General features: G+C 60.3%; 16 protein-coding genes, 1 tRNA gene and 7 pseudogenes. 13 read left to right on the top strand and 11 right to left on the bottom strand.

What is annotated here, in order from left to right; genetic code table 11:
- The 9 genes and pseudogenes from B4968_RS21955 to B4968_RS21915 all read right to left on the bottom strand — a co-directional run.
- Positions 1-1,666, bottom strand: a pseudogene (locus B4968_RS21955) (NAD-binding oxidoreductase); the annotation flags it as partial.
- A gap of 206 nt (positions 1,667-1,872) precedes the next feature.
- Positions 1,873-2,676 carry a LamB/YcsF family protein gene (locus B4968_RS21950; protein WP_083101316.1) on the bottom strand — a complete coding sequence of 268 codons (804 nt, stop codon included), beginning with the start codon at positions 2,674-2,676 and terminating at the stop codon, positions 1,873-1,875.
- The gene (locus tag B4968_RS21945; protein WP_083101315.1) at positions 2,673-3,734 is read right to left on the bottom strand and encodes a 5-oxoprolinase subunit C family protein; all 1,062 of its coding nucleotides are present in this window, start codon (positions 3,732-3,734) and stop codon (positions 2,673-2,675) included. The genes B4968_RS21950 and B4968_RS21945 overlap by 4 nt, the downstream gene beginning before the upstream one ends.
- A complete protein-coding gene (locus B4968_RS21940) occupies positions 3,731-4,465 on the bottom strand; it encodes a 5-oxoprolinase subunit B family protein (protein ID WP_083101321.1) in 735 nt (244 codons plus the stop codon). The genes B4968_RS21945 and B4968_RS21940 overlap by 4 nt, the downstream gene beginning before the upstream one ends.
- A 306-nt stretch (positions 4,466-4,771) precedes the next feature.
- A complete protein-coding gene (locus B4968_RS21935; RefSeq protein ID WP_139792973.1) occupies positions 4,772-6,181 on the bottom strand; it encodes a methyl-accepting chemotaxis protein in 1,410 nt (469 codons plus the stop codon).
- A 436-nt stretch (positions 6,182-6,617) separates the two neighbouring features.
- A tRNA-Arg gene (locus tag B4968_RS21930) sits at positions 6,618-6,694 on the bottom strand.
- A 248-nt stretch (positions 6,695-6,942) separates the two neighbouring features.
- The gene (locus tag B4968_RS21925) at positions 6,943-8,328 is read right to left on the bottom strand and encodes a sensor histidine kinase (RefSeq protein WP_083101314.1); all 1,386 of its coding nucleotides are present in this window, start codon (positions 8,326-8,328) and stop codon (positions 6,943-6,945) included.
- A gap of 15 nt (positions 8,329-8,343) precedes the next feature.
- Positions 8,344-9,762, bottom strand: coding sequence for a dihydrolipoyl dehydrogenase family protein (locus B4968_RS21920; protein WP_083101313.1), 1,419 nt, complete (start codon positions 9,760-9,762; stop codon positions 8,344-8,346).
- A gap of 3 nt (positions 9,763-9,765) precedes the next feature.
- Positions 9,766-10,557 (bottom strand): TVP38/TMEM64 family protein, encoded by a 792-nt coding sequence (locus B4968_RS21915; RefSeq protein ID WP_083101312.1) that lies wholly within the window; start codon positions 10,555-10,557, stop codon positions 9,766-9,768.
- A gap of 438 nt (positions 10,558-10,995) precedes the next feature.
- On the opposite strand from B4968_RS21915, the gene rpmH reads away from it, so the two are divergent.
- From rpmH to B4968_RS21865, 10 genes and pseudogenes are all read left to right on the top strand, one after another.
- Complete coding sequence (gene rpmH, locus B4968_RS21910; RefSeq protein ID WP_027241708.1) at positions 10,996-11,130, top strand: 50S ribosomal protein L34; 135 nt, start codon at positions 10,996-10,998, stop codon at positions 11,128-11,130.
- A gap of 26 nt (positions 11,131-11,156) precedes the next feature.
- A pseudogene (gene rnpA / locus B4968_RS21905) lies at positions 11,157-11,614 on the top strand (ribonuclease P protein component).
- 37 nt (positions 11,615-11,651) lie between these two features.
- Positions 11,652-11,870: pseudogene (yidD, locus tag B4968_RS25000) on the top strand (membrane protein insertion efficiency factor YidD); the annotation flags it as partial.
- Between the two features lie 229 nt (positions 11,871-12,099).
- Positions 12,100-12,985: pseudogene (ttcA, locus tag B4968_RS21895) on the top strand (tRNA 2-thiocytidine(32) synthetase TtcA).
- Positions 12,986-13,050: 65 nt separating this feature from the next.
- Positions 13,051-14,595 carry a putative bifunctional diguanylate cyclase/phosphodiesterase gene (locus B4968_RS21890; RefSeq protein ID WP_083101311.1) on the top strand — a complete coding sequence of 515 codons (1,545 nt, stop codon included), beginning with the start codon at positions 13,051-13,053 and terminating at the stop codon, positions 14,593-14,595.
- Positions 14,596-14,739: 144 nt separating this feature from the next.
- Positions 14,740-16,548 (top strand): membrane protein insertase YidC, encoded by a 1,809-nt coding sequence (gene yidC / locus B4968_RS21885; protein WP_083101310.1) that lies wholly within the window; start codon positions 14,740-14,742, stop codon positions 16,546-16,548.
- Entirely contained in the window at positions 16,545-17,297 is a 753-nt protein-coding gene (locus B4968_RS21880; RefSeq protein WP_083101309.1) for an MOSC domain-containing protein, read from the top strand. Before yidC ends, B4968_RS21880 begins: the two co-directional genes overlap by 4 nt.
- Complete coding sequence (gene yihA / locus B4968_RS21875; protein ID WP_083101308.1) at positions 17,297-17,947, top strand: ribosome biogenesis GTP-binding protein YihA/YsxC; 651 nt, start codon at positions 17,297-17,299, stop codon at positions 17,945-17,947. The genes B4968_RS21880 and yihA overlap by 1 nt, the downstream gene beginning before the upstream one ends.
- Positions 17,948-18,082 (top strand): hypothetical protein, encoded by a 135-nt coding sequence (locus B4968_RS25465; RefSeq protein ID WP_277620981.1) that lies wholly within the window; start codon positions 17,948-17,950, stop codon positions 18,080-18,082. It abuts the gene before it with no gap.
- A gap of 318 nt (positions 18,083-18,400) precedes the next feature.
- Positions 18,401-19,799, top strand: a pseudogene (locus B4968_RS21865) (PepSY-associated TM helix domain-containing protein).
- 176 nt (positions 19,800-19,975) lie between these two features.
- Here the strand turns inward: B4968_RS21865 and B4968_RS21860 are convergent.
- Positions 19,976-20,703, bottom strand: a pseudogene (locus B4968_RS21860) (SDR family NAD(P)-dependent oxidoreductase).
- A gap of 130 nt (positions 20,704-20,833) precedes the next feature.
- On the opposite strand from B4968_RS21860, the gene argB reads away from it, so the two are divergent.
- From argB to B4968_RS21845, 3 genes and pseudogenes are all read left to right on the top strand, one after another.
- A complete protein-coding gene (gene argB / locus B4968_RS21855) occupies positions 20,834-21,694 on the top strand; it encodes an acetylglutamate kinase (protein WP_083101307.1) in 861 nt (286 codons plus the stop codon).
- 186 nt (positions 21,695-21,880) lie between these two features.
- Positions 21,881-22,603: a ferredoxin gene (locus B4968_RS21850; RefSeq protein ID WP_241525923.1), complete on the top strand. Its 723-nt coding sequence runs from the start codon at positions 21,881-21,883 to the stop codon at positions 22,601-22,603.
- Positions 22,579-23,092 (top strand): annotated as a pseudogene (locus B4968_RS21845) (SixA phosphatase family protein). Before B4968_RS21850 ends, B4968_RS21845 begins: the two are co-directional and overlap by 25 nt.
- A gap of 165 nt (positions 23,093-23,257) precedes the next feature.
- Here the strand turns inward: B4968_RS21845 and B4968_RS21840 are convergent.
- Positions 23,258-24,007: an amino acid ABC transporter ATP-binding protein gene (locus B4968_RS21840; protein WP_420916589.1), complete on the bottom strand. Its 750-nt coding sequence runs from the start codon at positions 24,005-24,007 to the stop codon at positions 23,258-23,260.
- Between the last annotated feature and the right edge of the window lie 15 nt (positions 24,008-24,022).

Below are 24,022 nucleotides of genomic sequence, written 5' to 3'. Positions count from 1 at the left end.
CTGCAGACCAAAATCAATCGGCTTGTCGTGCTGCATCGGCATATCCGGTGGTCACCACGCCAGATTTCAGCCGTGGCCCCAAAAACGGGTTGAGGATCACCTCGCCAATCCGGCTGACCTCACCCAGCCCCGCCAGCAATAGCAGCGGCGGCTGCAGCACCTCGCCATCCATCACCGTATGCGCCTTGGCCTTGTAGCCCAGGTTGCGGATCTGGCGGGCAATGACGCCCCCCAGCAGCGAAAAGCGCAGGTAGGCGCGCATCGACTGCGCCACCGCGATCCAGTCATCGCCCGAGGTGCCCTCGGTGGTGTCAAAGCCCTGATCGACAATCATGCTGATTGCCTGATCATGCTCGGGGTGAATTTCGGCGCCGGTGGCATCATGGCTGTACCAGGTCCAGTCCGGGCAGCGACTGATGCCAACCGCATCAATCCCCAGCCAATAGCTGGCGGCCTTGATATTGGCGGCATTGCGCGCTGCATCACTGGGGCGCGGCCCCTGGGCGGACGCGCCGTCCTGCAGCAGCACAAAGGCCCCCAGCATCCGGCGTTGCGCCATCGAGGGCGCGGCTTTGCGCACATAAAACCCACCGGTGGCGGCCGCCTGATTGGTTTTTCCCATGTCGCCAAACTGGCTGCGGGCAAACATATCGGCCCGCTTAGGCACCCGCGCCACGCGGGCCTCGTCGATATAGGTGGTAGGGTCATCCACCCGGTTCAATGTCTCAAAGGGGTGCGGTCCATCCTTGAAGGCGCGTGCCTTGAACGGATCATCGTTGAGCGCTGAACGTTCCGATCCCAGGCCCAGCCACCATTTTGGCCCCTTCACCTGCAGCATCGGTTGCTGATCCAGCGGCAGCAGCGGCTGATCCAGTCTCAGTTCAAAATCGGTGGTCACCACCGCAATGCCAAACCGCGTGCCCAGATAGGGGTTGACCAGATGCCCGCCCTCAACCGAAGCCAACCCCGCCGCCACCGCCAACTGGTTGAGATCCACATCAGACGAGGTGCCGGTATGCGCCTTGGCGTCCCAGCCCAGCAGCCGGATATAGTTGGCCAGAACCACAGCGGTTTCACTGGCGCGCAGGCAGGCGCGATGCTGGGCGGCTCCTTCAATCCAGTCACAGCCTTCCTCATGCGGCTTTGGGTCCCGCGGCATATCATAGAGAAAGACAATGGCGCGGGCGTGATCGCCAATGGTACTGGGCGGCGCCTGCATCGCCTCTTTCAGGTCCGCCATAATGTGATCAATGCCCGCCGCCAGTGTCTTGGTCTGGCGGGTCTTCAGATCTTGCGCCAGCCGATCAATATCCGGGTTGCGAAAGGGCTGCGCCAGCCGCGCCGAGGCCGGCACCGGGCCAATGCCCACCATGGCCGCATCCGCGAAATAGCCAAAGGCCTTGATGTGGTCGGCCCGCTCCTGTGGATCATTGGGAAAAGCGGCCTGCGCCTTATTGACCAGCCCGTCGCGCACCGCATCCATCATCGCCTGGTATTCCCCCATGGCATTGACAATCGAGGCCGGCGCATTGGGGCGGCGGAACTCCAGCGGCTGTGATGCAGGCACCGCGCCAGGATCGGGCATAGGGCCCCGCACCAGCCGCTCCATCGGAAAGGGGCCGAGATGCAGCGCCCGGTTGCGGGTCGAAAAAAAGCGGATAGTCATCAGTCTGGTCCTGCCCTGCCTGTCATAGCTCCCCTAGGTCTACAACACCGGGCAAGCCCTACGATAGGAGCCAACATCCAATTTTTACGATATCACCCTTAACCACTTGAAAAATATAAAAACAATATGGCAATTCACCCAAAAACTGCGCCTTCATGGGGCCTAAATCGCCAAACAGGGCCGCAACACAGCCAGATGCCGCCGCCTCAGCCGCGACGCCCGGCAAATTGGCGCACCTCTACGCCGCCTGCTGTCAGGCTTTGACGCACAGCGCGGGCAAGGGCGACCGCAGATGGGGTGTCTCCGTGCAGGCAGATGGTGTCGATGGCTGTGGGGATCCGCTTGCCGCTTTCGGTGATAATGGCGCCCTCTTCAACCATCTTGAGGATACGGGGCCCCGCCACGGCAGGGTCATGGATCACCGCGCCCGGCAGGCTGCGGTCCACCAGGGTGGCGTCATCATTATAGGCGCGGTCGGCAAAGATCTCGCCGCACCAGTTGCAGCCCAGATCGCGCACCACCTCTTCCATCGCCGTGGCCGCAAGCACCATGATGATAATGGCGGGGTCGACCTCAAGCGCCGCCTCATAGCAGGCCCGCGCCATGGCGTGATCAACGCAGGCCATGTTGGACAGCGCGCCGTGCAGCTTCAGATGCCGCACCTCTGTGCCCAGCGCTGTGGCCATGCCGCGCGCCGCTCCCAGCTGATAGCGCACCATATTGCCAAGGCTGGCGGGCGACATCTGCATTTTGCGGCGACCAAACCCCTGCAGATCCGGAAAGCCGGGATGCGCGCCAATCCCGACGCCATTGTCCCGCGCCAGCGCCATGGTCTGCGCCATCACATCCGGCTCGCCGGCATGAAAGCCACAGGCGATATTGGCAGAGACCACAACATCCAGAAGCGCGCTGTCATCGCCCATGTTCCAGGGGCCAAAACTTTCCCCCATATCAGCGTTAAGATCGACAGTTTTACCCGTATCTGGCTGACGCCCGTCTGACTGGTTCATGTGATGTCTCCACTGTTAGTGTCTGTGCTGTGGTTGTCGGTGCTGTCAAAAGGGTTCGCATCTGCCGACACCGCCCCACTGATGAGTTGATGCGAGAGCAGATCCTGCATCATGGCAGGGTCACGCAACAAGGGTCGGCAGCTGGCGGGCAGCGCCTTTACCTGCTTGTCATGTTTGGCCTGCGCTGCAAGCCCCTCCTCTAGAGAGACCCAGCAAAAGCGCAGATCGGTGCCGGACTGGGCCTGCGCCACCTTGGCAAGATCACAGGGCAGCACCGTGCCAATGCGGGGGTAGCCCCCGGTGGTTTGCGCCTCGCGCAGCAGCACAAAGGGCTTGCCATCGCCCGTCATCTGCACATCGCCCGGCACGATGATTTCCGACAGGAATTTCAGCTGCCCTGCGGCGGTGAACCCCGCCCCGTCAGAGACCATCTCGACCCCCCTGCGGTTGGCACGGCTGCCGCGCTTAAAAGCGGTGGCGCCAAACCGCGCCCGCACATCATTGGCAAACAGTTCAGACTGAAAACTCGCAACGATGCGCAACACACCGCCCTGAAAGCGATCCTCGGCCTGCAGTCCAAGCCCGACCTCGCGCCCCCGGTCCACACCACAGGGCAACAGATCGCCAACCGCTACGGCCTTGCCGAGGCCAGACATCAGGTGAATCGCCCGGGCGCCAAGCAGCATCTCGCTGGCGATGCCACCGCCCAGATGCAGATAACCATACAGGCCTTTCTTGGGCGCGCCGATCTCCAGCCTTTGCCCCGCCTGCAGTTGATGCGAGGCATTCCAGGCCAGCGCCGCGCCGTCCAGACTGGTCTGCATGGGGGCTCCGGTAAGAGCAATGCGCACAGGTCCCGTGGCCTCGAACAGCCCACCAATCCCTGCCAGCTCCAAAGCGGCCAGACTGGCATCCTGACGCAGCAAGGCAGCACCTTCGGCCAGCGCCAGAAAATCAGCGGCACCGCCGCGTGAGACCCCCTGCTGCAACTGCCCGGCGCGCCCCTGATCCTGGATTGAGGCAAGTGGGCCAATGCGCCGAACCCTGAGCCCGCTCATGCCGGGATCTCCGCGCGGCTGGCACCGCCAAAGTGCGGATCCTTCGCACAGGCGCGTTGGTATTCAGATTTGGAAACCGGGGTGAAAACCATCTCGTCCCCCACCCGCAAAGCAATGGGATCCTGCGATCCCAGCTGAAAGCCCTGAAAACCGGTTTGCCCCACATGCCGCCAGCCCGTGGGCGCAGATGTTGCAAACAGCACAAACTGGCTGATCGCCAGAACCAGAGCGCCGGTCGGCACCCTTGGGGTGAGCTCGGTTTGGCGCGGCAGGTTCCACTCAGCCCCCAGCGGCCCCAGATAGGGCTGGCCCGGGGCAAACCCGATGGTCAAAACGCGGACCCGCGCCGAGCCTAAGCTCTCGATCGCCTCGGCCTCGCTCAGGCCTGCAGCGGCGGCCGCCTCGCCCAACTGCGGCGCCAGATCGGTGCCGTAGACGGTTGGCACCTGCCAGAAACGGCGCCCCGGCGGCAAAACCGCCTGCGTCCAGTCTCGCTGGTCCAAAAGGGTCCAAAGCCTGTCTTTGAGCGCCCCATGGCACAGGGTTTCGGCATCAAACCGAATGTAGACGGAGGCCAGCGAGGTGGAGGTCTCCTGCACCCCAGGCCAGCCGCTGGCCTTTACCGCGTCGCAAAACGCCAGCGCGCCGCGATTGGAAGGCTCGGTCAGCGCTTCGGAAAAGGTCACCAGCATGCCATCCAGCCCAGCCGAGCGTATGACCGGAAAATCCATTGCGCCTTGCCCCACCCCGTTGCCTCCAAACCATTTTGCGCCACCGTCGCGACGCGCCAAGCCAGTGTCAATATCCCAGTGTCAATATTGGGTTTGCCTTGCCCCCTCACAAGCCCGTGCTGTGAGGCGCGCATCAGACCATAAACAGACGCACCCAAGCCGCATCAAACCCCTGCACCACAAGAGGCCGCGGACTGCTACGCAAAACGGCCCCCAAGGGGACCGCTGAGCCGTATCTGTCAGGTTTACTGCCGGCTTTATCACCGGGTGGGCCTGGGACCGAAGACTGACCCCAAACGCCTGATGCTAGAAGTCATCCCAACCACGGGCAACACCAGGGTCGGTGCCGGTCATGGCGACCGCAGCAGGCTCTTGCCGCTGTTGCCGCTCTTGTTGTCTGGGCGATGCTGCGGGCATCGTGACCACATTGCCGGCCCGGGCGGTGCTCGGCGCGGCAGCCCCTGGTTTGGTTTTGAACACACCCAATTGCCGGGCCAGCTGGCCCGCATCATTTGACAGGGTCTCGCTGGCGGCTGTGGTCTGTTCAACCATCGCGACATTCTGCTGGGTCACCTGATCCAGCTGTCCGACGCCTGTGTTGATTTCAACCAGCGTAGTCGACTGTTCCGTCGCGCCGCGCGCGATCTCGACGATGTGATTCGAGATTGTGCCAACACTTTCGATAATATGCTGAAGCTCTTCCCCTGTCTTACCCACCAGATCAACGCCACTGCCCACGTGGTGTTTACTCTGATCAATCAACGCTTTGATCTCGCCTGCGGCATGGGCCGAGCGCTGCGCCAGGCCCCGGACTTCGGAGGCAACCACAGCAAAACCGCGTCCGGCCTCACCGGCGCGGGCGGCTTCGACCCCGGCGTTCAGCGCCAGCAGGTTGGTCTGAAAGGCGATGTCGTCAATCACCGTGATGATCTTGGCAATTTCTTCCGATGAGCCTTCGATTTTGGACATGGCACTAATCGCCTCTCCAACCACAACCCCGCTCTGGGTGGCAACTGTGCGCGCCTCGCCCACGATTTCTTCGACTTTTTGCGCCCCACTGGCGGCGGCCTGCACGGTTGCAGTCAACTCCTCCAGGGCAGCGGCGGTTTCTTCCAGCGTGGCGGCCTGGCTTTCGGTGCGATGAGACAGATCGCTGGAGGACTGGTTGATGTCCTTAGCCGTCTGCCCCACGCCAACAGAGACCTGTTTTGCTGAGGTGACAGTGTTTTCCAGCTGCTCAAGCGATTGATTGAAGGTCTTGCCGAGATTGCCGATGTCGGGGATATCCGAGACGGTCACGCGACAGGTCAGATCCCCCTCGCGCAGGGCATCCAGACCTGCGGCGATCTCACCCAGCCCGCGACGGCGCGCGGTCACATCAGAGGCCACCTTTACAACGCCGACCACATTGCCCTCTGCATCAAAGGAGGCGCCATAGGTGGCCTGTATCCAGATTGTCGTGCCGTTTTTGGTCACGCGGGAGAATTGATTGGTAATATCCTGCCCGCTGGCGAGGGTTTTCCAGAATTCAGCGTATTCCTCGCTTTGCGCATAGTTTTGATCAACAAACATGGAATGATGCTGCCCGACGACCTCCTCCAGCGTGTATCCAACAGCCGCGAGGAAGTTTTTATTTGCATCTATGATATTGCCTTTGGGGTCGAATTGAATTGTCGCCTGCGTCCGGTCAACAAGGTCCGCAATGACCTTGTCCATCCCACCCCTTGAAGTGTCATTTTGAGACTTTCTTCTAAAAAACAATGCCATACTCCGAATTTACCTGCTAGTTCTTGGCAAAACTCATAGGGCTAAAAGTCTATTTTTTTCTTAACTCCAACAGTTGAAAGACAACGCGTTTCCGCCTCCCTGCTGCCCTTTTCCACGGAGCTGGGGCTTGGCCATCGCAGCTATTGGCTGCCAGCTGCGCCGTCCAACCTCACCTCGCGCTGATTGGCTAGAGTCGCGGCAGACCCCGAGAAGCACGCAACCGTACCCCCGGCCTTTTCCTCTTTCATCCTGACAGTTGGCAGCCCGCCATCCAGGCGCGCGCACGATACCGCCCGAATGAAGTTCCGATGGACATATTCATGGCGTCCAGCCCCCAAAAGAAAGCCAAGCTTCAAAAGGGCCAGGAAACAATTATGAGAGGCAGTGGCGGACCGAGGAGGATTCGAACCCCCGACCCCCTGATTCGTAGTCAGGTACTCTATCCAGCTGAGCTATCGGTCCACTGCGGCGGGGTTTAGTCTTAGGGACTGAGGCGCGCAACCCCAAAAACAAATAAGCACCAGCCTTTTTCAAGTTCGGCCGTTTTCCCAAGCGCTACGCGCAGAGAGATAGCGGACGCGAGCCAGCCGCAAACACAGATAAAACCCAGCCCCAAAAGGGACCGGTAAGGACCGGAAGCCTCGGGAGGGGACGGGGTCCATGCAAGGCGGTATTCTCGGCGCATGCGCACTATCCGCGCGCCTTGACCCTCACAAAGTGCCGTCGCCCTTTGGGAGACGAATTTCAAAGACACTGCCTTCGGGGCCGGTTTTGCTGAGCGTCACCATGCCGCCATGGCCCCGGACCAGCTCTGCGGCGATTGCCAGCCCCAGACCGCTGCCGCCTTTGCGGGCGCTGCCCTGAAACGGCGTGAACAGGTTATCCTGTGCCCGCTTTGGCAGGCCGGGGCCAGTGTCCGCAACGACAATCCACCAGGCGTCCTCCTCATCTCGGGCCGAAACGGTCACTTCACCGGGCTTACCGGTGGCGATGATAGCCTGGCGGGCATTGCGCACCAGGTTCATCACCACCCGGAACAGCTGCTCAGCATCGCCGCGCAGCTGCATGCCTTTTGGCACCGCATTGGTGATCTTAACCTCAACCGCTGTTTCGGCCAGCAATTCGCTTTCAGCAATGTCTTCGACCAGCTCGCAAAGCCGCACATGCGAGAAGGTCGGCGCAGGCTCTTCGGCGCGCCCAAAGGCCAGCGTGCCTTCGCACAGCGAAACAGCACGGGTGATTGAGTTCACCAGCTTGGGAGCCAGGCGCCGCACCAGAGGGTCTTCGCTCATCTCGATCCGGTCGGTGAACAGCTGCGCCGAGGTCAGGATATTGCGCAGATCATGGCTGATCTTGGCAACTGCCCCGCCAAGCTGCGCCAGCCGCTCGCGCTGCCGCAACGCCTGGTTCAGCTCGGTCTGCAGCTGCAACAGCGCCTCTTCCGCCTCGCGCAGCTCTATGACGCCGGCATTGGGCTGGATAATACCGCGGGCGTCCTCGGGCGCGGCCGCATAGCGCTGCATATAGCCCACAACACCTTTGATCGGGCGCACCAGGAAAATCCGCACTGCTGCAAACAGCAGAAGGGCGGTAAAGACCGAGATCACAGCGGACAGCAGCAAAACCCGCACCCCATAGTCGATCATCGCCATCCTGAGCGGCGCCCTTTCCATGGTGATTTCAATCAGCAGCCCGGCATCGCGCACCGGCGCGCCAATGACCCGGATGATCTTGTTCTCAGGGCTGACCAGCTGCTGAAAAGCATCGCCAATCAGGGTAAAGCCATTGGCCATACGCAGATCATAGGTCGCGACAATTGCCTGGGGAATCGGTGACGACAGCATCAGCTGGCGAATTTCGTCGCGGCGCAGCACCACGTTGAACACGCCGGCATTCTCCAGCAGCTCGGCCTCAAGCTCGGTTTCCAGCATATCATCTGCCAGCAGAACCAATGACGCAATCTGCGCCCGCTCCAACCTGTCAGAAAGATAGTCGAGACGGAAGCGGGAGATTGAGGGCACAAAGATCAGCACTTCGGCCAGCATGACAAAAACAATTGTCAGAACCAGGAACCTGCCTGAAAGCGAATTCAGCATGCGGCCCCGTCCCGCCTAGGGGATCCAGCGCTGCACAAACCGTACTGCGCGCTTAACGGCGGGGCTATCAAATAGCCGTGGCGAAAAATAGGCTCCCGCAACACGTTTGTTGATCTCCCCAATCGAAGGATATGGTGCCACCATCGCAGCAACCTGACTCATTTTTAGTCTATTCACCAGAGCCAGAGACCACAATGAGATCAATTCACCGGCCTGATACCCGACAATTGTCGCGCCCACCGGGCGGCCCTTGACCACCATCACCGTGATAAAACCACCGGTTTTCAACTCAGCCAGCGCCCGGTCATTGTGGTGAAAATCAAACCGCGCCAGCTCTAGCGCTGTGCCATACTGGCTGCGCGCCTCAGCCTCGGTGAGGCCAACCTGTGCCAGTTCCGGGTCGGTATAGGTGGCACGCGGAATATGCAGCTCCTGCGCCCTGGACGGCAGACCAAACAGTGTTGACCGGATGATCACCCCGGCATGATAGCCGGCCACATGGGTAAACTGCAGCCCACCGGCAACATCACCAATGGCATAGACGCGGCGATTGCTGGTGCGCAATGAGGCGTCAACCTTGATGCCGGTACGGCTGGGTTTGATACCGCCAGCGGCGAGGTTCAGCCGCTCCACGTTGCTTTTGCGCCCCACCGCCATCAACAGGTGTGAACCGGTAAAGCTGCGGCCATCCTTGGTTTTCACCGTAATAGATCCGGCTTTGCCGCTGATCTCAGCCGCCAGCGCATCCTCGGCGATCTCGACACCCTCGCGCCGCAGCGCCGCAAGCACCACAGCAGCGGCCTCCGGGTCGTCCCGCCCCAGTGCCTTGGCGCCTTCAATGACCGTGACCTTACAGCCAAGACGGATATGCGCCTGCGCCATTTCCATACCGATAGGGCCGCCGCCAATGATCAAAAGATGCTCCGGGCGCTCGCGCTGCGCGAAAAGCGTCTCATTGGTCTCGTAGGGCACAGAGCCCAGGCCCGGCACCGGCGGCACCAGCGGCGCAGAGCCCGTCGCAATCACCACCCGGCGCGCAGTGATGAAGTGATCCCCCGCCTGCACCTCGGTAGGTGAGATAAAGCTGCCGAATTCGCGGATGACCCGCACGCCAAAGCCCTCGAACCGCTCCTGGCTATCCATCGGGGTGATGGTGTCGATGGTGTTTTGCACATGGGTTTGGGCGGCAGCGTAGTCCACCTGCGGCTGCTGATCCGCAACGCCAAAGGCGGCGCTATGGGCTTGACCATAGGCCACTTTGGCACTGGCGAGCAGCGCCTTGGAGGGCACGCAGCCGTAATTCAGACAATCGCCGCCCATCTTATGGCCCTCAAGCAGCACCACAGAGGCGCCCATCTGGCTGGCGCCTGCCGCAACAGACAGACCACCAGAACCAGCCCCGATCACCAGCAGATCACATTTAACAGGGGTCATGGCTCAGCTCTCTTTCTTTGGGTCAGGACTCGTTGGGGAAGGTTCTTGTGGTGCAGAGGTCTTTGGTCCAGTGGCCTTTGGGCGCAGGGTTTTGACGATGATTGGCATCACAGCCAGCACACAAAGTCCAAGAATCGGCCCGATCACATGTGGTTCCCACAGCAGCGACAGGTCCGGATCTTCTCCGCGATCAAACACTTCGCCCACGCCGACGCCGATCCAGGTAAAGACAATCGCGCCGGGAATGATCCCCACAGCCGTCGTCCACAGGAAATTGCCAAACCGCACCCCGACCAGGGCCGGCAGCAGATTGGCGACAAAAAACGGCACTGCAGGCACCAGGCGCAGCAGCAACAGGACCTCGACCTCGTTCTGGCGCAGCGCGTTCTTGAGCATCTGAATGCGCCCCTCAGCCGATTCGAGCCTGGCCGTCAGCATCTCTCCCAGCCCCCAGCGCGCCGCCAGAAAGATACCCGTGGCCCCGATGGTGGCAGAGACCACATTCAGCCCGGTGCCCATGGCAAGACCAAAGAGAAATCCACCCGTGACCGAGGCCATCGCAGCCCCCGGCAGCGAAAACACCACGATCAGGATGTAAATGCAGGCAAAAATTGCTGCGAGGCCAAGATAGTTTTGATCCCGAAACGCCAAAAGCGCCTCACGATTGTCCCGCAGAGTGTCAAAGCTGAGGTAATCCTTGAGGGTCGCAGCCCCGATCACGGCAACCGCAACCGCGGCAATCAAGGGCAGGTGGCGGGCAATGCCGCCTTTTGGCGTCTTTGTCATATCACTCATCTCTCTGACCTCGATTCTCCGGCCTCGCTTGTGGCCCAGTTCTTTAGTCACCCAGCTTTGCGCAGTCCATCTTGGGCCGCCGAAACTGCGCCTTCATCTGGTCTTTGCTCTGGTCTGTGCTCTGGGCGCTCTGCGCGCTTTGGCTTGCTACGCCGAAAAATCTCCAACCGCGAGGCGTTGAGGGGGCTTATCACGCCGCCTTGATCTGATAAGTGCTATTTTGTGAGGATTCGGCGCATTGCGCGCGGCTTTGCAACATTCCAAGCTATATACTGGCCTAATAGCGCCGCTTTTGGCAGAAATGTTGCACGCTGCCGGCAAAAGTCCGGTCTCATGGTTTGACTTGGCAGAGAATCCCTTCTAAAGACCGGGCTTCGAGATAGACCCGAGGGGAGCGATTCCGCTTTTTCCCGCAGATAGTATTTGGAGACCGGAGCGATGAAACGCACCTTTCAGCCTTCGAACCTGGTTCGTAAACGTCGCCACGGCTTCCGTGCGCGCATGGCCACCAAGGCAGGCCGCAAGATCCTCAACGCACGCCGCGCACGCGGTCGCAAGGAGCTGAGCGCATAAGCGCACAGCTTCAAGGATTGACAGATATGACACCGCCGAAGGCCCCTCAGGACAGCGCTGCTGACCACGGGAACACGCCTTCGGCGGTTTCTGTTTGTCCAGAGCCTGTTTGTCCAGAGCCTGCGCAGACCGGGGGCAAATCAGCACCCCTGGTGGTGCTGTCTAAGCGCAGCGAATTTCTGGGCCGCGGCCCGCGCCCGCCGTCAGGGCACCAAAAGCATGATGGTTCAGGGCCGCAAACGCACCGAGACTGAACCCGGGGGCTTTCGCGTCGGCTTTACCTGCTCCAAGAAGGTCGGCAATGCTGTCGCCCGCAACCGCGCCAAACGCCGCCTGCGCGAAGCCGCCCGGCTGGTTTTGCCCAAAGCTCGGCCGCAGCGGCTGGGACTATGTTTTGATTGGCCGTGCCAAAGAAACCGACCAGCGCGATTTTGAAGATCTGAAGCGCGACCTGGCCTATGCGGTCAAAAAGATCCACGGATGATCTGTTTAACCCGGCCATCTCTCCCTATCTTTGGGGCATGACACCGCTCGCACATCTTCTGGCGCTCCCCGTGCGCGCCTATCGGCTATTGCTCTCCCCCTGGGTGGGCTTCAATTGCCGTTACCAGCCGACCTGTTCCGCCTATTCTCTGGAAGCCTTTGAAAAACATGGGGCTGTCAAAGGTGCCTGGCTGACGGCTCGACGCATCGGGCGCTGTCCCCACTGGGGTGGCGATGGCTATGATCCGGTTCCTGACGGTCCGCAAAACAGCCATCAAAACAGGTCTCAAGACGGGCCGCAAAACGGGCAGCAAAACAATCCCCCAAGGACAGCCAATAGGCGTCCTAAACCCCTGAGAGGCGCCTCTGGCATGGCCGCAAAGACGTGCGGCAAGGGTTTGGGCCAGGGTTAAGCCAGAGTTGGGCCAGAGTTGGGATAGCGACTTTTCTTCTTGGCAAATGCCGCGTCAAAGGCTAGGGGCCGCCATGCTTGATGATGAACAAAAAGAAATCCACCCGCTGTTCAACGGCGCTCCCTCGACCACCGAGTTCAAAAAGCTGCGCAAACGAATCGTGCGGCAGACGCGCGAAGCGATCGAGCAATATGGTATGGTCGATCGCCGTTCCGATGGCAGCACACCACGCTGGCTGGTCTGCCTGTCTGGTGGCAAGGACAGCTACACTCTGCTTGCGGTCCTGCACGAGCTGAAGTGGCGTGGCTTGCTTCCCGTGGTCTTCTGGCCTGCAATCTTGATCAGGGACAACCCGGTTTTCCCGCCACGGTGCTGCCTGAGGTTCTGGAAAAGATGGGTGTGCCCCATCGCATTGAATATCAGGACACCTACAGCATTGTCATGGACAAGGTGCCACAGGGGCGGCCCTTTTGCGCCCTGTGTTCCCGCCTGCGCCGTGGCAATCTCTACCGGATTGCCCGCGAAGAAGGCTGCTCGGCCGTGGTGCTGGGACATCACCGGGATGACATCCTCGAAACCTTCTTCATGAATCTCTTTCACGGGGGGCGCCTTGCCACCATGCCGCCAAAGCTGGTCAATGAAGAAGGCGATCTCTTTCTCTATCGGCCTCTGGCTCATGTGGCCGAAACAGACTGTGAAAAATTCGCGCAGGCAATGGACTACCCGATCATTCCCTGTGACCTTTGCGGCAGCCAGGATGGCCTGCAACGCCAACAGGTGAAGCAAATCCTTGATCAGTGGGAATCAAACAGCCCCGGACGCCGTCAGGTGATGTCCGTGCCCTCACAAATGCTCGACCCTCGCACCTGCTGGACCCAAAACTGTTTGATTTTATGGGCCTTGCGCTCAAAACCGCCGAGGAATCCACCGATTTGGACGAAATTCCCCACCTGCGTTAACTCCGGAGTCAGGAACAGGCCTCTATTCTGCTGAAGCATACCTGCTTGAGGCGAAAGGTCTGAACATGACACACACGAATTCCGGTCTCCTTTACCGAATTCGGACAAGATTGGCACCGGCACTCTTTGCGCCACCCATTCTTGCGTTCCTACCTGCGCTCACCCTCGCGACCTTCTGGGTCGGTGGTGAGGCGGCACTCTTGTGGGTTGCTTTGGGTATCCCTCTGATCTTTGCAGCCTTTGGCGGCTTCTCTGCCAATGCCCGCAATTTCACCCCCCGTGACAGCGTCACCGGGCTGATGCTGCGCGAAGGCTTTGAGCTGGAAATGAGCCGCATCGTCGAAGACTGCAACAAGACCGAACTGCGCTCGGCTCTCTACTATATCGAGGTTGATGAGTTCAAAGAGCTCGTCACCCGTGAAGGGCAGGATGCCGGCGACAGAATTATTCAAAGCTGTGGCGAACGCATTGCCAGTACCCTGCGCAATGGCGACACCGTTGCCCGCATTGGCGACAGCAAATTTGCCCTCTGCCTCACCCCTGTGCTGCAACTGGATCTCGAAGCCTGTGTTCAGATGGCAGGCCGTATTCAGGCCGCGGTGGAAGAGCCGATTTCGCTGGATGGCACCACCATCTACACCTCCTGCTCCATTGGGTTTTGCCTCAACACCCGTGCGCCCGGCAAACTGTCCAGCGACTGGTCTTCAGCCGCCAGTGCTGCCCTGAACGAGGCACAACAGAACGGCCCCTCCGGCATTCGGGTGTTCTCGGCCGATATGCACCAACGCAGCAAAGCCCGTGGCAGCCTGCGTGAAGAGGCTGCAGAAGCCCTTGAGGCAGGTCACATCCTGCCCTGGTTCCAGCCCCAAATCTGTACCGACACTGGCCGCGTTTCGGGCTTTGAAGCCCTGGCGCGCTGGATGCACCCGGTCCGTGGTTTGATCCCACCTGGAAAATTCCTCCCCGTTCTTGAGGAATGCGGCCTGATGGAACGTCTCAGCCAGGTGATGCTGTACCACTCTCTGACCGCGCTGAACGCCTGGGATGCCGCTGGCGTCAAGGTCCCCGCCGTTGGGGTGAACTTTGCCACCCAGGAGCTGCGCAATCCCAATCTGGCCGAGAACATCAAGTGGGAGCTGGAACGCTTTAGTCTGCCCCCGGCGCGTCTTTCGGTCGAGATTCTGGAAACCGTGATGACGGATCAACCCGATGACGTGGTCACCCGCAATATTGCCGCCCTCAGCGAGCTGGGCTGCCACATCGAGCTGGATGACTTTGGCACCGGCCATGCCTCGATCTCTGCGGTGCGCCGCTTTAATATCTCCCGGATCAAGATCGACCGTTCCTTTGTGCTGCGGGCGGACCGCGATCCCGATCAGCAAAAACTGATTGCCGCGATCCTGACCATGGCGGAACGCCTCGACCTTGAGACCCTGGCCGAAGGGGTGGAAACCGTCGGCGAACACGCTTTGCTGTCGCAGCTTGGCTGCGGCCACGTACAGGGCTTTGGCATTGGTCGTCCCATGCCCTTTGACCAGACACTGGACTGGATCACGGCCCATGAAGCCAAGCTGCAGGAAGCTCCCGAAATCGGTCGACACACCCGCTAATCCGCCGCTGATCCCCTGCTGATCCAGGGTTTTCTGCCACCGGGGCGCATTGCCGCCCCGGTTTTCGGCGATTCCGCTTGACCTTTGGGGTCCATCTCTGTTGAACCACACCCTGTCATTCCCTACACGAGGTGGCAGTCCCACATGGACGACCAGAACAAGAATCTCATTCTCGCAACCGCACTCAGTTTCTTGGTGATTCTCGGGTGGTATAGCTTTTTCCCTCCGCCAGAGCCCGCGCCCGCGCCGGATGCTTCGGTGGCTGAAACGGCGCCTGTCGGCGATGCCGCCAGCAGCCCGAATGTCGGAACGACTGAAGCTATTGCCAGCCAGTCGACCGAAGAAACCAGTGCATCTGATGCACCACGGCTCAACATCGAGACCAACCGCCTGTCCGGCAGCATCTCGCTGCAGGGCGGTCGCATCGATGATCTGGCGCTGAAAGACTATCGCGTCACCATTGATGATCCGGAAATCGTCCAGTTCCTGAAACCGGTGGGACAGCCAGGCGCCTACTACGCGCTCTATGGCTGGGCTCCGGGTGCCGGACTTGGCTTTGACGACGTGCCCAGTGCCAATACCCTCTGGAGCGCTCCTGCGGGCGCTACACTGACGCACGAGACCCCGGTGACGCTCACCTGGGACAACGGCAAGGGGCTGACCTTCCGCCGCACCGTTTCGGTGGATGAGAACTACATGTTCTCCATCACCCAGTCGGTCAGCAATGCCACCGGTGAGACCGTCGCCCTGGCGCCCTATGGCACCCTGGCCCGCCATGGCGAGCCTGCGGATCTGAAGAACTTCTTCATTCTGCACGAAGGCGTTGTTGGCATGGCCGACGGAGAGCTGGCCGAGCTGGACTATTCCGACGTTGCCGATTTTGACGTCGATCCACGGGACGGGTCGCGCGCGCAGGTCAAACAGGTTGCAGGCGATGGCTGGATCGGTTTCACCGATCACTACTGGATGTCGACTCTGGTTCCGGCCCCCGGCCAGGCCTTCCGCTCGATCGCCAAATATGACGAGCGCCGCGATATCTATCAAACGGATGTTGTGCTGCCGACAATGACCCTGGCCGCTGGCGAGACCTCTGAGGTCACCACCCAGCTGTTTTCCGGTGCCAAGGAATGGGCAACCATCCGCACCTACGAAAAGCAGGGCGGCATTGCCGGCTTCCTCGACAGCATCGACTGGGGCTGGTTCTTTTTCCTGACCAAACCGATGTTCGCCGTGCTGCACTGGCTCAATGCTCTGATCGGCAACATGGGCTGGGCCATTATCGCCCTGACCGTCCTGATCAAGATCATCGTCTTCCCGCTGGCTTATAAATCCTATGCCTCGATGGCTAAGATGAAAGAGCTGCAGCCGGAGATGGAGAAGCTGAAAGAGCGCGCTGGTGATGATCGCCAGAAGCAGCAAAAAGAGATCATGGAGCTTTATAAGCGGGAAAAAGTGAACCCCGCTGCCGGGTGTCTGCCGATCCTGATCCAGATCCCGATCTTCTTTTCGCTCTACAAGGTGATCTTTGTCACGCTCGAGCTGCGGCATGCGCCCTTCTTTGGTCCCTTCCAGGATCTCAGCGCGCCCGACCCAACCTCGATCATGAACCTCTTTGGGCTGCTGCCCTTTGACGGCCCGGCCCCGGAAAGCATCATGGCGCTGGTCTTCATCGGCATCCTGCCGCTGCTCTTGGGGATCTCGATGTGGCTGCAGCAAAAGCTGAACCCGGCCCCAACAGATCCGACACAGCAGATGATCTTTGCCTGGATGCCCTGGGTCTTCATGTTCATGCTGGGTGGGTTTGCCTCGGGGCTGGTGGTGTACTGGATCGCCAACAACACCATCACCTTTAGTCAGCAATATCTCATCATGCGCAGCCACGGCTATAAGCCGGACGTGTTTGGCAACATCAAGGCCAGCGTCAAGCGCAAGCCAAAAGCAGATGAGAAATGACCGAAACAGTTACAAATATCTGGCGCCACCCGCTCAAATCTCATGGGCGTGAGGCACTGGACAAGGTAACAATGATCGCCGGGCAGACAATGCCCGGCGATCGTGTCTGGGCCGTTGCCCATGAGGCCTCAGAGGCCGACGCCTCCGAATGGGCCCCCTGCAATAATTTCACCCGTGGCTCCAAAGCGCCGCAGCTGATGGCGATTGATGCCCGGCTTGACGACGCAAGCGGTCAGCTGACGCTGAGCCACCCCGACCGACCTGATCTTAGCTTTGATCCTGACGTAGCCGGGGACCTTTCGCGGTTTCTCGACTGGGAAAAGCCGCTGGTGCCGGCAAACCGCGCCGCCTCGGCCCGGATCATTCGCGTTCCCGGTCGCGGAATGACCGATACTGATTTCCCTTCGGTTTCCCTGTGCAACTGGTCCTCCCACCGCGCGGTTGAGGAGGCCATCGGGTATGATCTGTCACCGCTGCGCTGGCGCGGCAATATCTGGTTCGATCTGGGCCAGCCCTGGGTCGAAAACGACCTCATGGGTCAAACGATACAAATTGGCGGTGCGGTCTTTGTGATTCGCGAGCCCGTGGTGCGCTGCCTCGCAACCACTGCAAACCCAAAGACCGGCGAGCGGGATGCCGACACCCTGAAGACCCTGAAGGAAAACTGGGGCCACCAGAACTTTTCGGTCTATGCTGAGGTTCTGACCGGTGGTGACATTCAGCTTGGCGATAGCGTAAAGGTACTGTGATGCAGATCTCATTCTCCCTGGCCGAAGAGCCGGACCAAATCACCGCCGAAAAGGGCCGCAAGCTGTTTGCCGGCGACTCCCTGTTCGTCAAAGGCGTTGTCGCCATGTCCGGCCTGCCCGATGCGGACCGCATGGAGGTCTGTTTTGCCGGCCGTTCCAACGTTGGCAAATCCAGCCTGATCAACGCCCTTACCGGCACCAAGGGTCTGGCGCGGGCCTCCAACACGCCGGGCCGTACGCAAGAGATCAACTTTTTCACCCAGGGCCCCGATCTTTATCTCGTCGACCTTCCCGGCTATGGCTATGCCAATGCTCCGCTGGCGGTGGTCGAGAAATGGCAAAAGCTGCTCAAGCGCTACCTGAGCGGCCGCCAGACCCTGCGCCGGGCTTTTGTGCTGATCGACAGCCGCCACGGCGTCAAAGAGGTCGATGAAGAGATCATGAGCCTGCTGGACAGCTCGGCTGTGACCTTCCAATGCGTCATGACCAAGGCCGATAAGGTCAAGGCCAAAGACCGCGAAAAGGTGATCGAGCAGGTGCGCACTGCCCTCGCCCGTCACCCCGCAGCCTATCCCGAGATCGTGCTGACCTCCTCGGAAAAAGGCGATGGCATCGCCACGCTGCGCTCTATCATCACCGGTCTGGAATAGGTGATCTGCCGCCTGCTGTCATATGTCATGCTGCTGGCCATCGCCTGCGCCGGGTTGATCCCGGCGGGGTGGATGCCTGCGCATGACAGCGACGGCAAGGTGCTGCTGGTGATCTTGTACCACCGACGGGGCTGAGGAACGTTGGGTCGACCTCGGCGACGGGTCTCCCCTGCCTGCGCCGACGGATCAGATAAATGATCGCAGCTGTCCCTTCTCGGGTCACTCGATCCATGCGGATCTGCTCCAGACCCCTGCGACTGATCTGGGGCTCACCCTACCTCTGCGTGCCCGCTGGGCGCATGAAGGCTTTACCCATCATACGGCCGGCTTTCACTGGCGCTATGATGCACGCGGGCCGCCTGCCCTCTCCTGAACACTCAAACCTAGACGTTTTGATACCAGCCTGCCCTGAAACCACGGGCGCAGGCGCTGTTCTGATATGGAGAAATCCCCATGGCCACAAGCCATTCGCACGCCGCGGATCAGTCACGGTCGCGCACTGAAAAATTCTACTTTGCCGCCTGGCGCTGGCACTTTTATGCCGCGCTCTACGTCATCCCCTTCTTTTTGATGCTTGCCGTCACCGGCCTGATGATGATGTTCCTCACCCAATTCGATGGCCGGGACGGCGAGAAAATTCCCGTCACGCAGGGCGAAGCCGCGCTGAGCCTCACCGAGCAAGCCAATCTGGTGCTTGCGGCCCAACCCGGCACAATCGCCGAATGGATCGGCCCCAAGGCGCCTGATCTCGCCGCCGTGTACCGCGTAAAGACTGACGCAGGCCAGCGCTTGGTCGCCCTGAACCAGTACAGCGGTGAGGTGATCGAGATCTGGGATCGCCGCGCAGGCTGGTATGACTTTGCCGACAATATCCATTCGGATCTGCTGATTGGCACCAACCGGCGACCGGATGATCGAGATCGCAGCAGGCCTTGGTCTGGTTCTGGTGCTGACCGGCCTTTATATCTGGTGGCCGCGCGGCAACGCGCTCGCAGCCTTTGTGCCCAACCTGCGCGCCCGTGGCCGCGCCCTGTGGAAAAGCCTGCATGCTGTCACCGGCTTTTGGATCTCGGCGCTGCTGGTCATCTTTCTCGTCTCTGGCCTGTCCTGGACAGGGATCTGGGGCGGCAAGATGATGCAGGCCTGGAGCACGTTTCCGGCAGAAAAATGGGACAATGTGCCCCTGTCCGATTCCATCCATGCCGACATGAACCACGGCGCCACCAATGATGTGCCCTGGGCGCTGGAGCAAACCCCCATGCCCGCCTCAGGGTCTGACGCTGGCATAACGGGCATTCCCGAGGGGACCGCCATCACCATCGACAGCCTGGTGATCCTGGGCCGTATGCTGGGCATGGAGGGCCGTTTCCGCATCGCCTATCCGGGCGGCAAAGCCGGTGTCTGGACCATCAATCGCGACAGCATGAGCAGTGATTCGGACGACCCCTTTGTGGATCGCACCATCCATGTCGACCAATACAGCGGCAAGATCCTCGCGGATGTGAAATATGAAGACTACTCATGGGCCGGTAAGGCCATGGCCGTGGGCATCCCCTTTCACATGGGCCTGATGAGCACATGGAATTTCATTCTCAATGTCGTGTTTTGCCTGTCGGTGATCTTTGTCTCACTCTCGGGTGTTGTCATGTGGGTCAAACGCCGTCCTGTCGGCGCAGGTCGTCTGGCCGCGCCGCCAATGCCAGCGGAGCTGCCGTTCTGGAAAGGCGCCGTTCTGATCGGGCTTTTCACCTCGATGGCCTTTCCTCTGGTGGGGCTCACCCTGCTGGCGGTACTGGCCTTTGATCTCTTGGTTCTCAGCAATCTGCCCGCGATGAAGCGCGCCTTTAGCTAAGCCCATAGCTAGCCAGATAGCCTAACAAGAAAGGCTCCTTACTCACCCCCTGGCGCGTCTGGGGAGAGGAGCCTCAGGCTGGCGACGCCTTTTTGCGCCCCAAAGGTGCCGCCAACCAAAAGGCCCCGCAGAGCGCGAACTCTGCGGGGCCTGACTATGTCCCGAGGGGGAAAGCCTCAGACGTGCTGGGCGCCATGCTCTTCGATCTCGGTCCCCGAGATATAAGAGCTTTCCTGCGAGCATAAAAAGAAGATTGCCGCCGCCACTTCGTCGGGCTGGCCCAGACGCTGCATCGGCAGTTTTTCAACGATCTTATCGGTGCCCGGCGACAGGATTGCGGTTTCCACCTCTCCGGGGGCGATAGCATTGACCCGCACGCCCAGCGGGCCAAAGTCATGCGCCATCTCGCGGGTCAGCGCCGCCAGTGCGGCCTTTGAGGTGGCATAGGCCGCCCCGGCAAAGGGATGCACCCGGCTGCCTGCAATCGAGGTCACATTGACCACCGAGCCCCTGGCGGCGGCCAGCTCTTCTTTTAGGCCTCGCGCCAGCACGACGGTGGAAAAAAAATTGACGTGAAACACCTTGCCCCAGGTCATCAGATCAGTATCCAGCGTGCTCAACCGCTCGCCCTCAGGGCCCTTTGGTGAAATCCCGGCATTGTTGACCAGCGCATCCAGCCTGCCCCCCAGCCGTTCCTGAATGACGCCAACCGCATTGATGGTGTCGCTGGGGTCTGAGAGATCCAGCTGGACATGATCCTCGCGACCGCCGCCCAGGGGCATTCCTCGGGGAAGGGTTGCCGGGAGCAGGTGACCACCCGCCAGCCTTCGGCGTTAAAGCGACGCACGGTGGCATGGCCGATGCCTCGGCTGGCCCCAGTCAGAAGCAAGGTCTTTTGGCGCATGGCGAGGCTATCCATCATTTATGAGGTCTGTGGCGACACTAACAGCGCCAACCGGGGCTGCAATCAGTATGTGCCCCTTGGCAGCACTGCCGCAAACGCGTAACACCAAGTGCCAAAGGGACCCAGAGCCATGAAGAAGCAAGATATGAACCGCGATTGGATTGCCACAGCCGAAACCCTCTCAAGCGCTCTGCCCTACCTGCAGCGCTATGACGGGGCCATTGTTGTCATCAAGCTGGGTGGCAATGCCATGGGCAGCGATGAGGCGATGGAAACCTTTGCCCGCGACATCGTTCTGATGCGCCAGGTCGGGGTCAACCCGGTGATCGTGCATGGCGGTGGCCCGATGATCAATGCCATGCTGGACAAGCTGCAGATCAAATCGGAATTTGTTGATGGCAAACGGGTCACCGATCAGGCCACCATGGAAGTTGTGGAGATGGTGCTCTCGGGCGTGGTCAACAAACGTATCGTGCAGGCTATCAACGGCCAGGGCGGTCGTGCCGTGGGGCTTTCGGGTAAAGATGCCAATCTGATCATCTGTGATCAGGCCAACCCGGCTCTTGGCTTTGTCGGCGCCCCTGCCGAGATGAATCCGCAGGTGCTGCATGATCTGTTTGAAAAACACATCATCCCGGTGATTGCCCCGATTGGCGCCGGGCGCGCGGGCGAGACCTTCAATATCAATGGCGACACGGCCGCAGGCGCCATCGCCACCGCGCTCAACGCCGACCGCTTGCTGCTGCTGACCGATGTCTCTGGCGTCAAGGACGCGACCGGTGAGGTGGTCACCGAGCTGAAGGCCGCCGATGTCGAGCGGCTGACCGAAGAGGGCGTGATTGCCGGTGGCATGATTCCCAAAACCGAGACCGCCCTGGCAGCCGTCCGGTCAGGCGTGCGTGCCTGTACCATCGTCGATGGCCGGGTACAGAATGCCGTCTTGCTGGAACTGTTTACCGATCACGGTGCAGGCTCAATGATCCGCGCCTAAGGCCCCAAGCTTCACCAATCGAGCTATCCCTGCCTGCACCCTGGCTCTTCGGCTGGCGGGGGACATATTGACTGGGGAAGACTGCGCTAAATTGAGCTGCGTGATAGAACACCCGTGCCATTTTTCTCGACCTGACGGGCCCCGCTCCTGATAGGGTCTCTGTAAAAAAAATTGCAGGGATCAACTATGTTTGAGGTCACTCCCTCCCGCAAAACCACGCGCATGCGCCCTCTGGGCTATGCGCAGCTCGAAGGAGCTGTGCAGGCGCTGGGATTGCAAATCCACGGCGCGCTGCAGCCAGACCGCCAGCCTGTACAGGCGCTTTCCCATGGCACTTTGATCCTGTTGGGCACCGGTGCGGATTTTTGGCCCCAGTTCACCCAGGCGCCCGAATATCACGACAGCCAGCCAGACCCGATTGCCCGCTGGTCAGCCCGCGTCATTGGCGCGCTTGCAGTGTCACTGGATGCCACGGCCTATTTTCCCTTTGGCGGGCCGCCCTATAGGCCCTTTGTCAATTGGGCCCTGGCCTCGCAGCGCGCCTTCACATCGCCGTCACAGATGATGGTGCATGATAGCCTGGGCATGTTGATTTCCTACCGGGGGGCGCTGCACTTCGATCAATGCTTTGACATACCCCCCTTACCTTTGGCACACTCCCCCTGCACGACCTGTGCAGCCAGGCCGTGCCTGAACACATGCCCGGCGCACGCCTTGGTTGACGGAGGCCCCTATGATTTGGCAGCCTGTCACCATCATCTTGATACCACAGCCGGAGAGCCCTGCATGACACAGGGATGCCTCGCTCGGCGCGCCTGCCCCCTCAGCCAGGGGGCTGGTCGATGTTTTGAACAAAACGCCCATCATATGAGGTATTTTCACCGATCAGGACCCGCACCCTTATTCTGACCCGCCATGCCAAATCCGCCTGGGATTCCAACTCACCCAGCGATCATGCCCGTCCCCTGAACAAACGCGGTCGCAGATCCGCAATCGCCCTTGGGAACTGGCTGCGCGAGAATGGTCACCAACCCGACCAGATCCTCTGCTCCTCGGCACAGCGCACGCGGGCGACCCAGTCCCTGATGCAGTTTGACGTGCCCACGGCCTTATTGAGCGGCTGTATCACGCCAGTTCCGACGTCATTTTTCAGGCCGTCAGCGAAGCCGAAATGAACCGGATTCTGGTGGTCAGTCATAACCCCGGCATTGCCGCCTTTGCCCATGCCATTGTCAAAGACCCGCCGGATCACATTCGCTTTGATGACTACCCCACACCGGGGCCACACTGGTGGCGCGCTTTGATATCGACAGCTGGGCCGATCTCAGCTGGAGTTCCGGCCGGGTTATTGATTTTGTCGTCCCCCGGGAACTGTTGGAAGAAGAGGCTGGCGCCTGATCGCACCACCTGATCCCGACGCCTGATCCCGGTGGCGACACAGGCTGCAGAGACACAGGCCGCAGCCACCGCCGCAGCGCCCTCTCATGGGGATCAATTTCCCAATAAAAACGGCCCCGTGGAACGCCACGGGGCCGTAATCTGTTTCAGGCTTGCAGCTGTTGATCAGTGGCCGAGGATCTGGCTCAGGAACAGCTTGGTGCGGTCGCTCTGTGGATTGTTGAAGAACTCTTCCGGCTCGTTCTGTTCAACAATCTGGCCCGCATCCATAAAGATCACCCGGTTCGCCACCTGACGGGCAAAGCCCATCTCGTGGGTGACGCAGAGCATGGTCATGCCCTCTTCCGCCAGCTCGATCATGGTGTCGAGCACCTCTTTGATCATCTCCGGGTCAAGCGCCGAGGTCGGCTCATCAAACAACATGATCCGGGGCATCATGCAGAGCGAGCGGGCAATCGCCACACGCTGCTGCTGACCACCGGAAAGCTGGCCGGGGTACTTGTCCGCCTGCTCGGGGATTTTCACCTTTTCCAGGAAATGCATTGCGCGCTCTTCGGCTTCTTTCTTGGGCGTTTTACGCACCCAGATCGGGGCCAGCGTGCAGTTTTCCAGAATGGTCAGATGCGGAAACAGGTTGAAGTGCTGAAAGCACATGCCAACCTCGGAGCGGATCTTGTCGATGTTCTTGAGGTCGTTCGACAGCAGTGTGCCATCCACCACAATCGATCCCTGCTGGTGCTCTTCCAGGGCATTGATACAGCGGATCAAGGTCGATTTCCCCGACCCCGAAGGCCCACAGATCACGATCCGTTCGCCCTGGTTGACGGTCAGGTTGATGTCACGCAGCACATGGAACGAGCCATACCATTTGTTCATATTGTCAATGGTGATGGCGATTTCATCAGAGACATGCATTTGAGAAGTGTCAGC

The sequence above is a fragment of the Pseudophaeobacter leonis genome, from assembly GCF_002087335.1.
GTDB lineage: Bacteria > Pseudomonadota > Alphaproteobacteria > Rhodobacterales > Rhodobacteraceae > Pseudophaeobacter > Pseudophaeobacter leonis.
Note: the sequence above shows the minus strand (reverse complement) of the source record. Positions and strands in the feature narration are given on the sequence as shown.

Bases quoted from the DNA above. Each gene is read 5' to 3' on its own strand.
- argB (WP_083101307.1), top strand. From the start codon at position 20,834: ATGAAGAAGCAAGATATGAACCGCGATTGGATTGCCACAGCCGAAACC.
- B4968_RS21950 (WP_083101316.1), bottom strand. From the start codon at position 2,676: ATGAACCAGTCAGACGGGCGTCAGCCAGATACGGGTAAAACTGTCGAT.
- B4968_RS21890 (WP_083101311.1), top strand. From the start codon at position 13,051: ATGACACACACGAATTCCGGTCTCCTTTACCGAATTCGGACAAGATTG.
- B4968_RS21940 (WP_083101321.1), bottom strand. From the start codon at position 4,465: ATGGATTTTCCGGTCATACGCTCGGCTGGGCTGGATGGCATGCTGGTG.
- B4968_RS21880 (WP_083101309.1), top strand. From the start codon at position 16,545: ATGACCGAAACAGTTACAAATATCTGGCGCCACCCGCTCAAATCTCAT.
- B4968_RS21915 (WP_083101312.1), bottom strand. From the start codon at position 10,557: ATGAGTGATATGACAAAGACGCCAAAAGGCGGCATTGCCCGCCACCTG.
- yidC (WP_083101310.1), top strand. From the start codon at position 14,740: ATGGACGACCAGAACAAGAATCTCATTCTCGCAACCGCACTCAGTTTC.
- B4968_RS21920 (WP_083101313.1), bottom strand. From the start codon at position 9,762: ATGACCCCTGTTAAATGTGATCTGCTGGTGATCGGGGCTGGTTCTGGT.
- B4968_RS21850 (WP_241525923.1), top strand. From the start codon at position 21,881: ATGTTTGAGGTCACTCCCTCCCGCAAAACCACGCGCATGCGCCCTCTG.
- B4968_RS21840 (WP_420916589.1), bottom strand. From the start codon at position 24,007: ATGCATGTCTCTGATGAAATCGCCATCACCATTGACAATATGAACAAA.
- B4968_RS21935 (WP_139792973.1), bottom strand. From the start codon at position 6,181: ATGGACAAGGTCATTGCGGACCTTGTTGACCGGACGCAGGCGACAATT.
- yihA (WP_083101308.1), top strand. From the start codon at position 17,297: ATGCAGATCTCATTCTCCCTGGCCGAAGAGCCGGACCAAATCACCGCC.
- B4968_RS21945 (WP_083101315.1), bottom strand. From the start codon at position 3,734: ATGAGCGGGCTCAGGGTTCGGCGCATTGGCCCACTTGCCTCAATCCAG.
- B4968_RS21925 (WP_083101314.1), bottom strand. From the start codon at position 8,328: ATGCTGAATTCGCTTTCAGGCAGGTTCCTGGTTCTGACAATTGTTTTT.
- rpmH (WP_027241708.1), top strand. From the start codon at position 10,996: ATGAAACGCACCTTTCAGCCTTCGAACCTGGTTCGTAAACGTCGCCAC.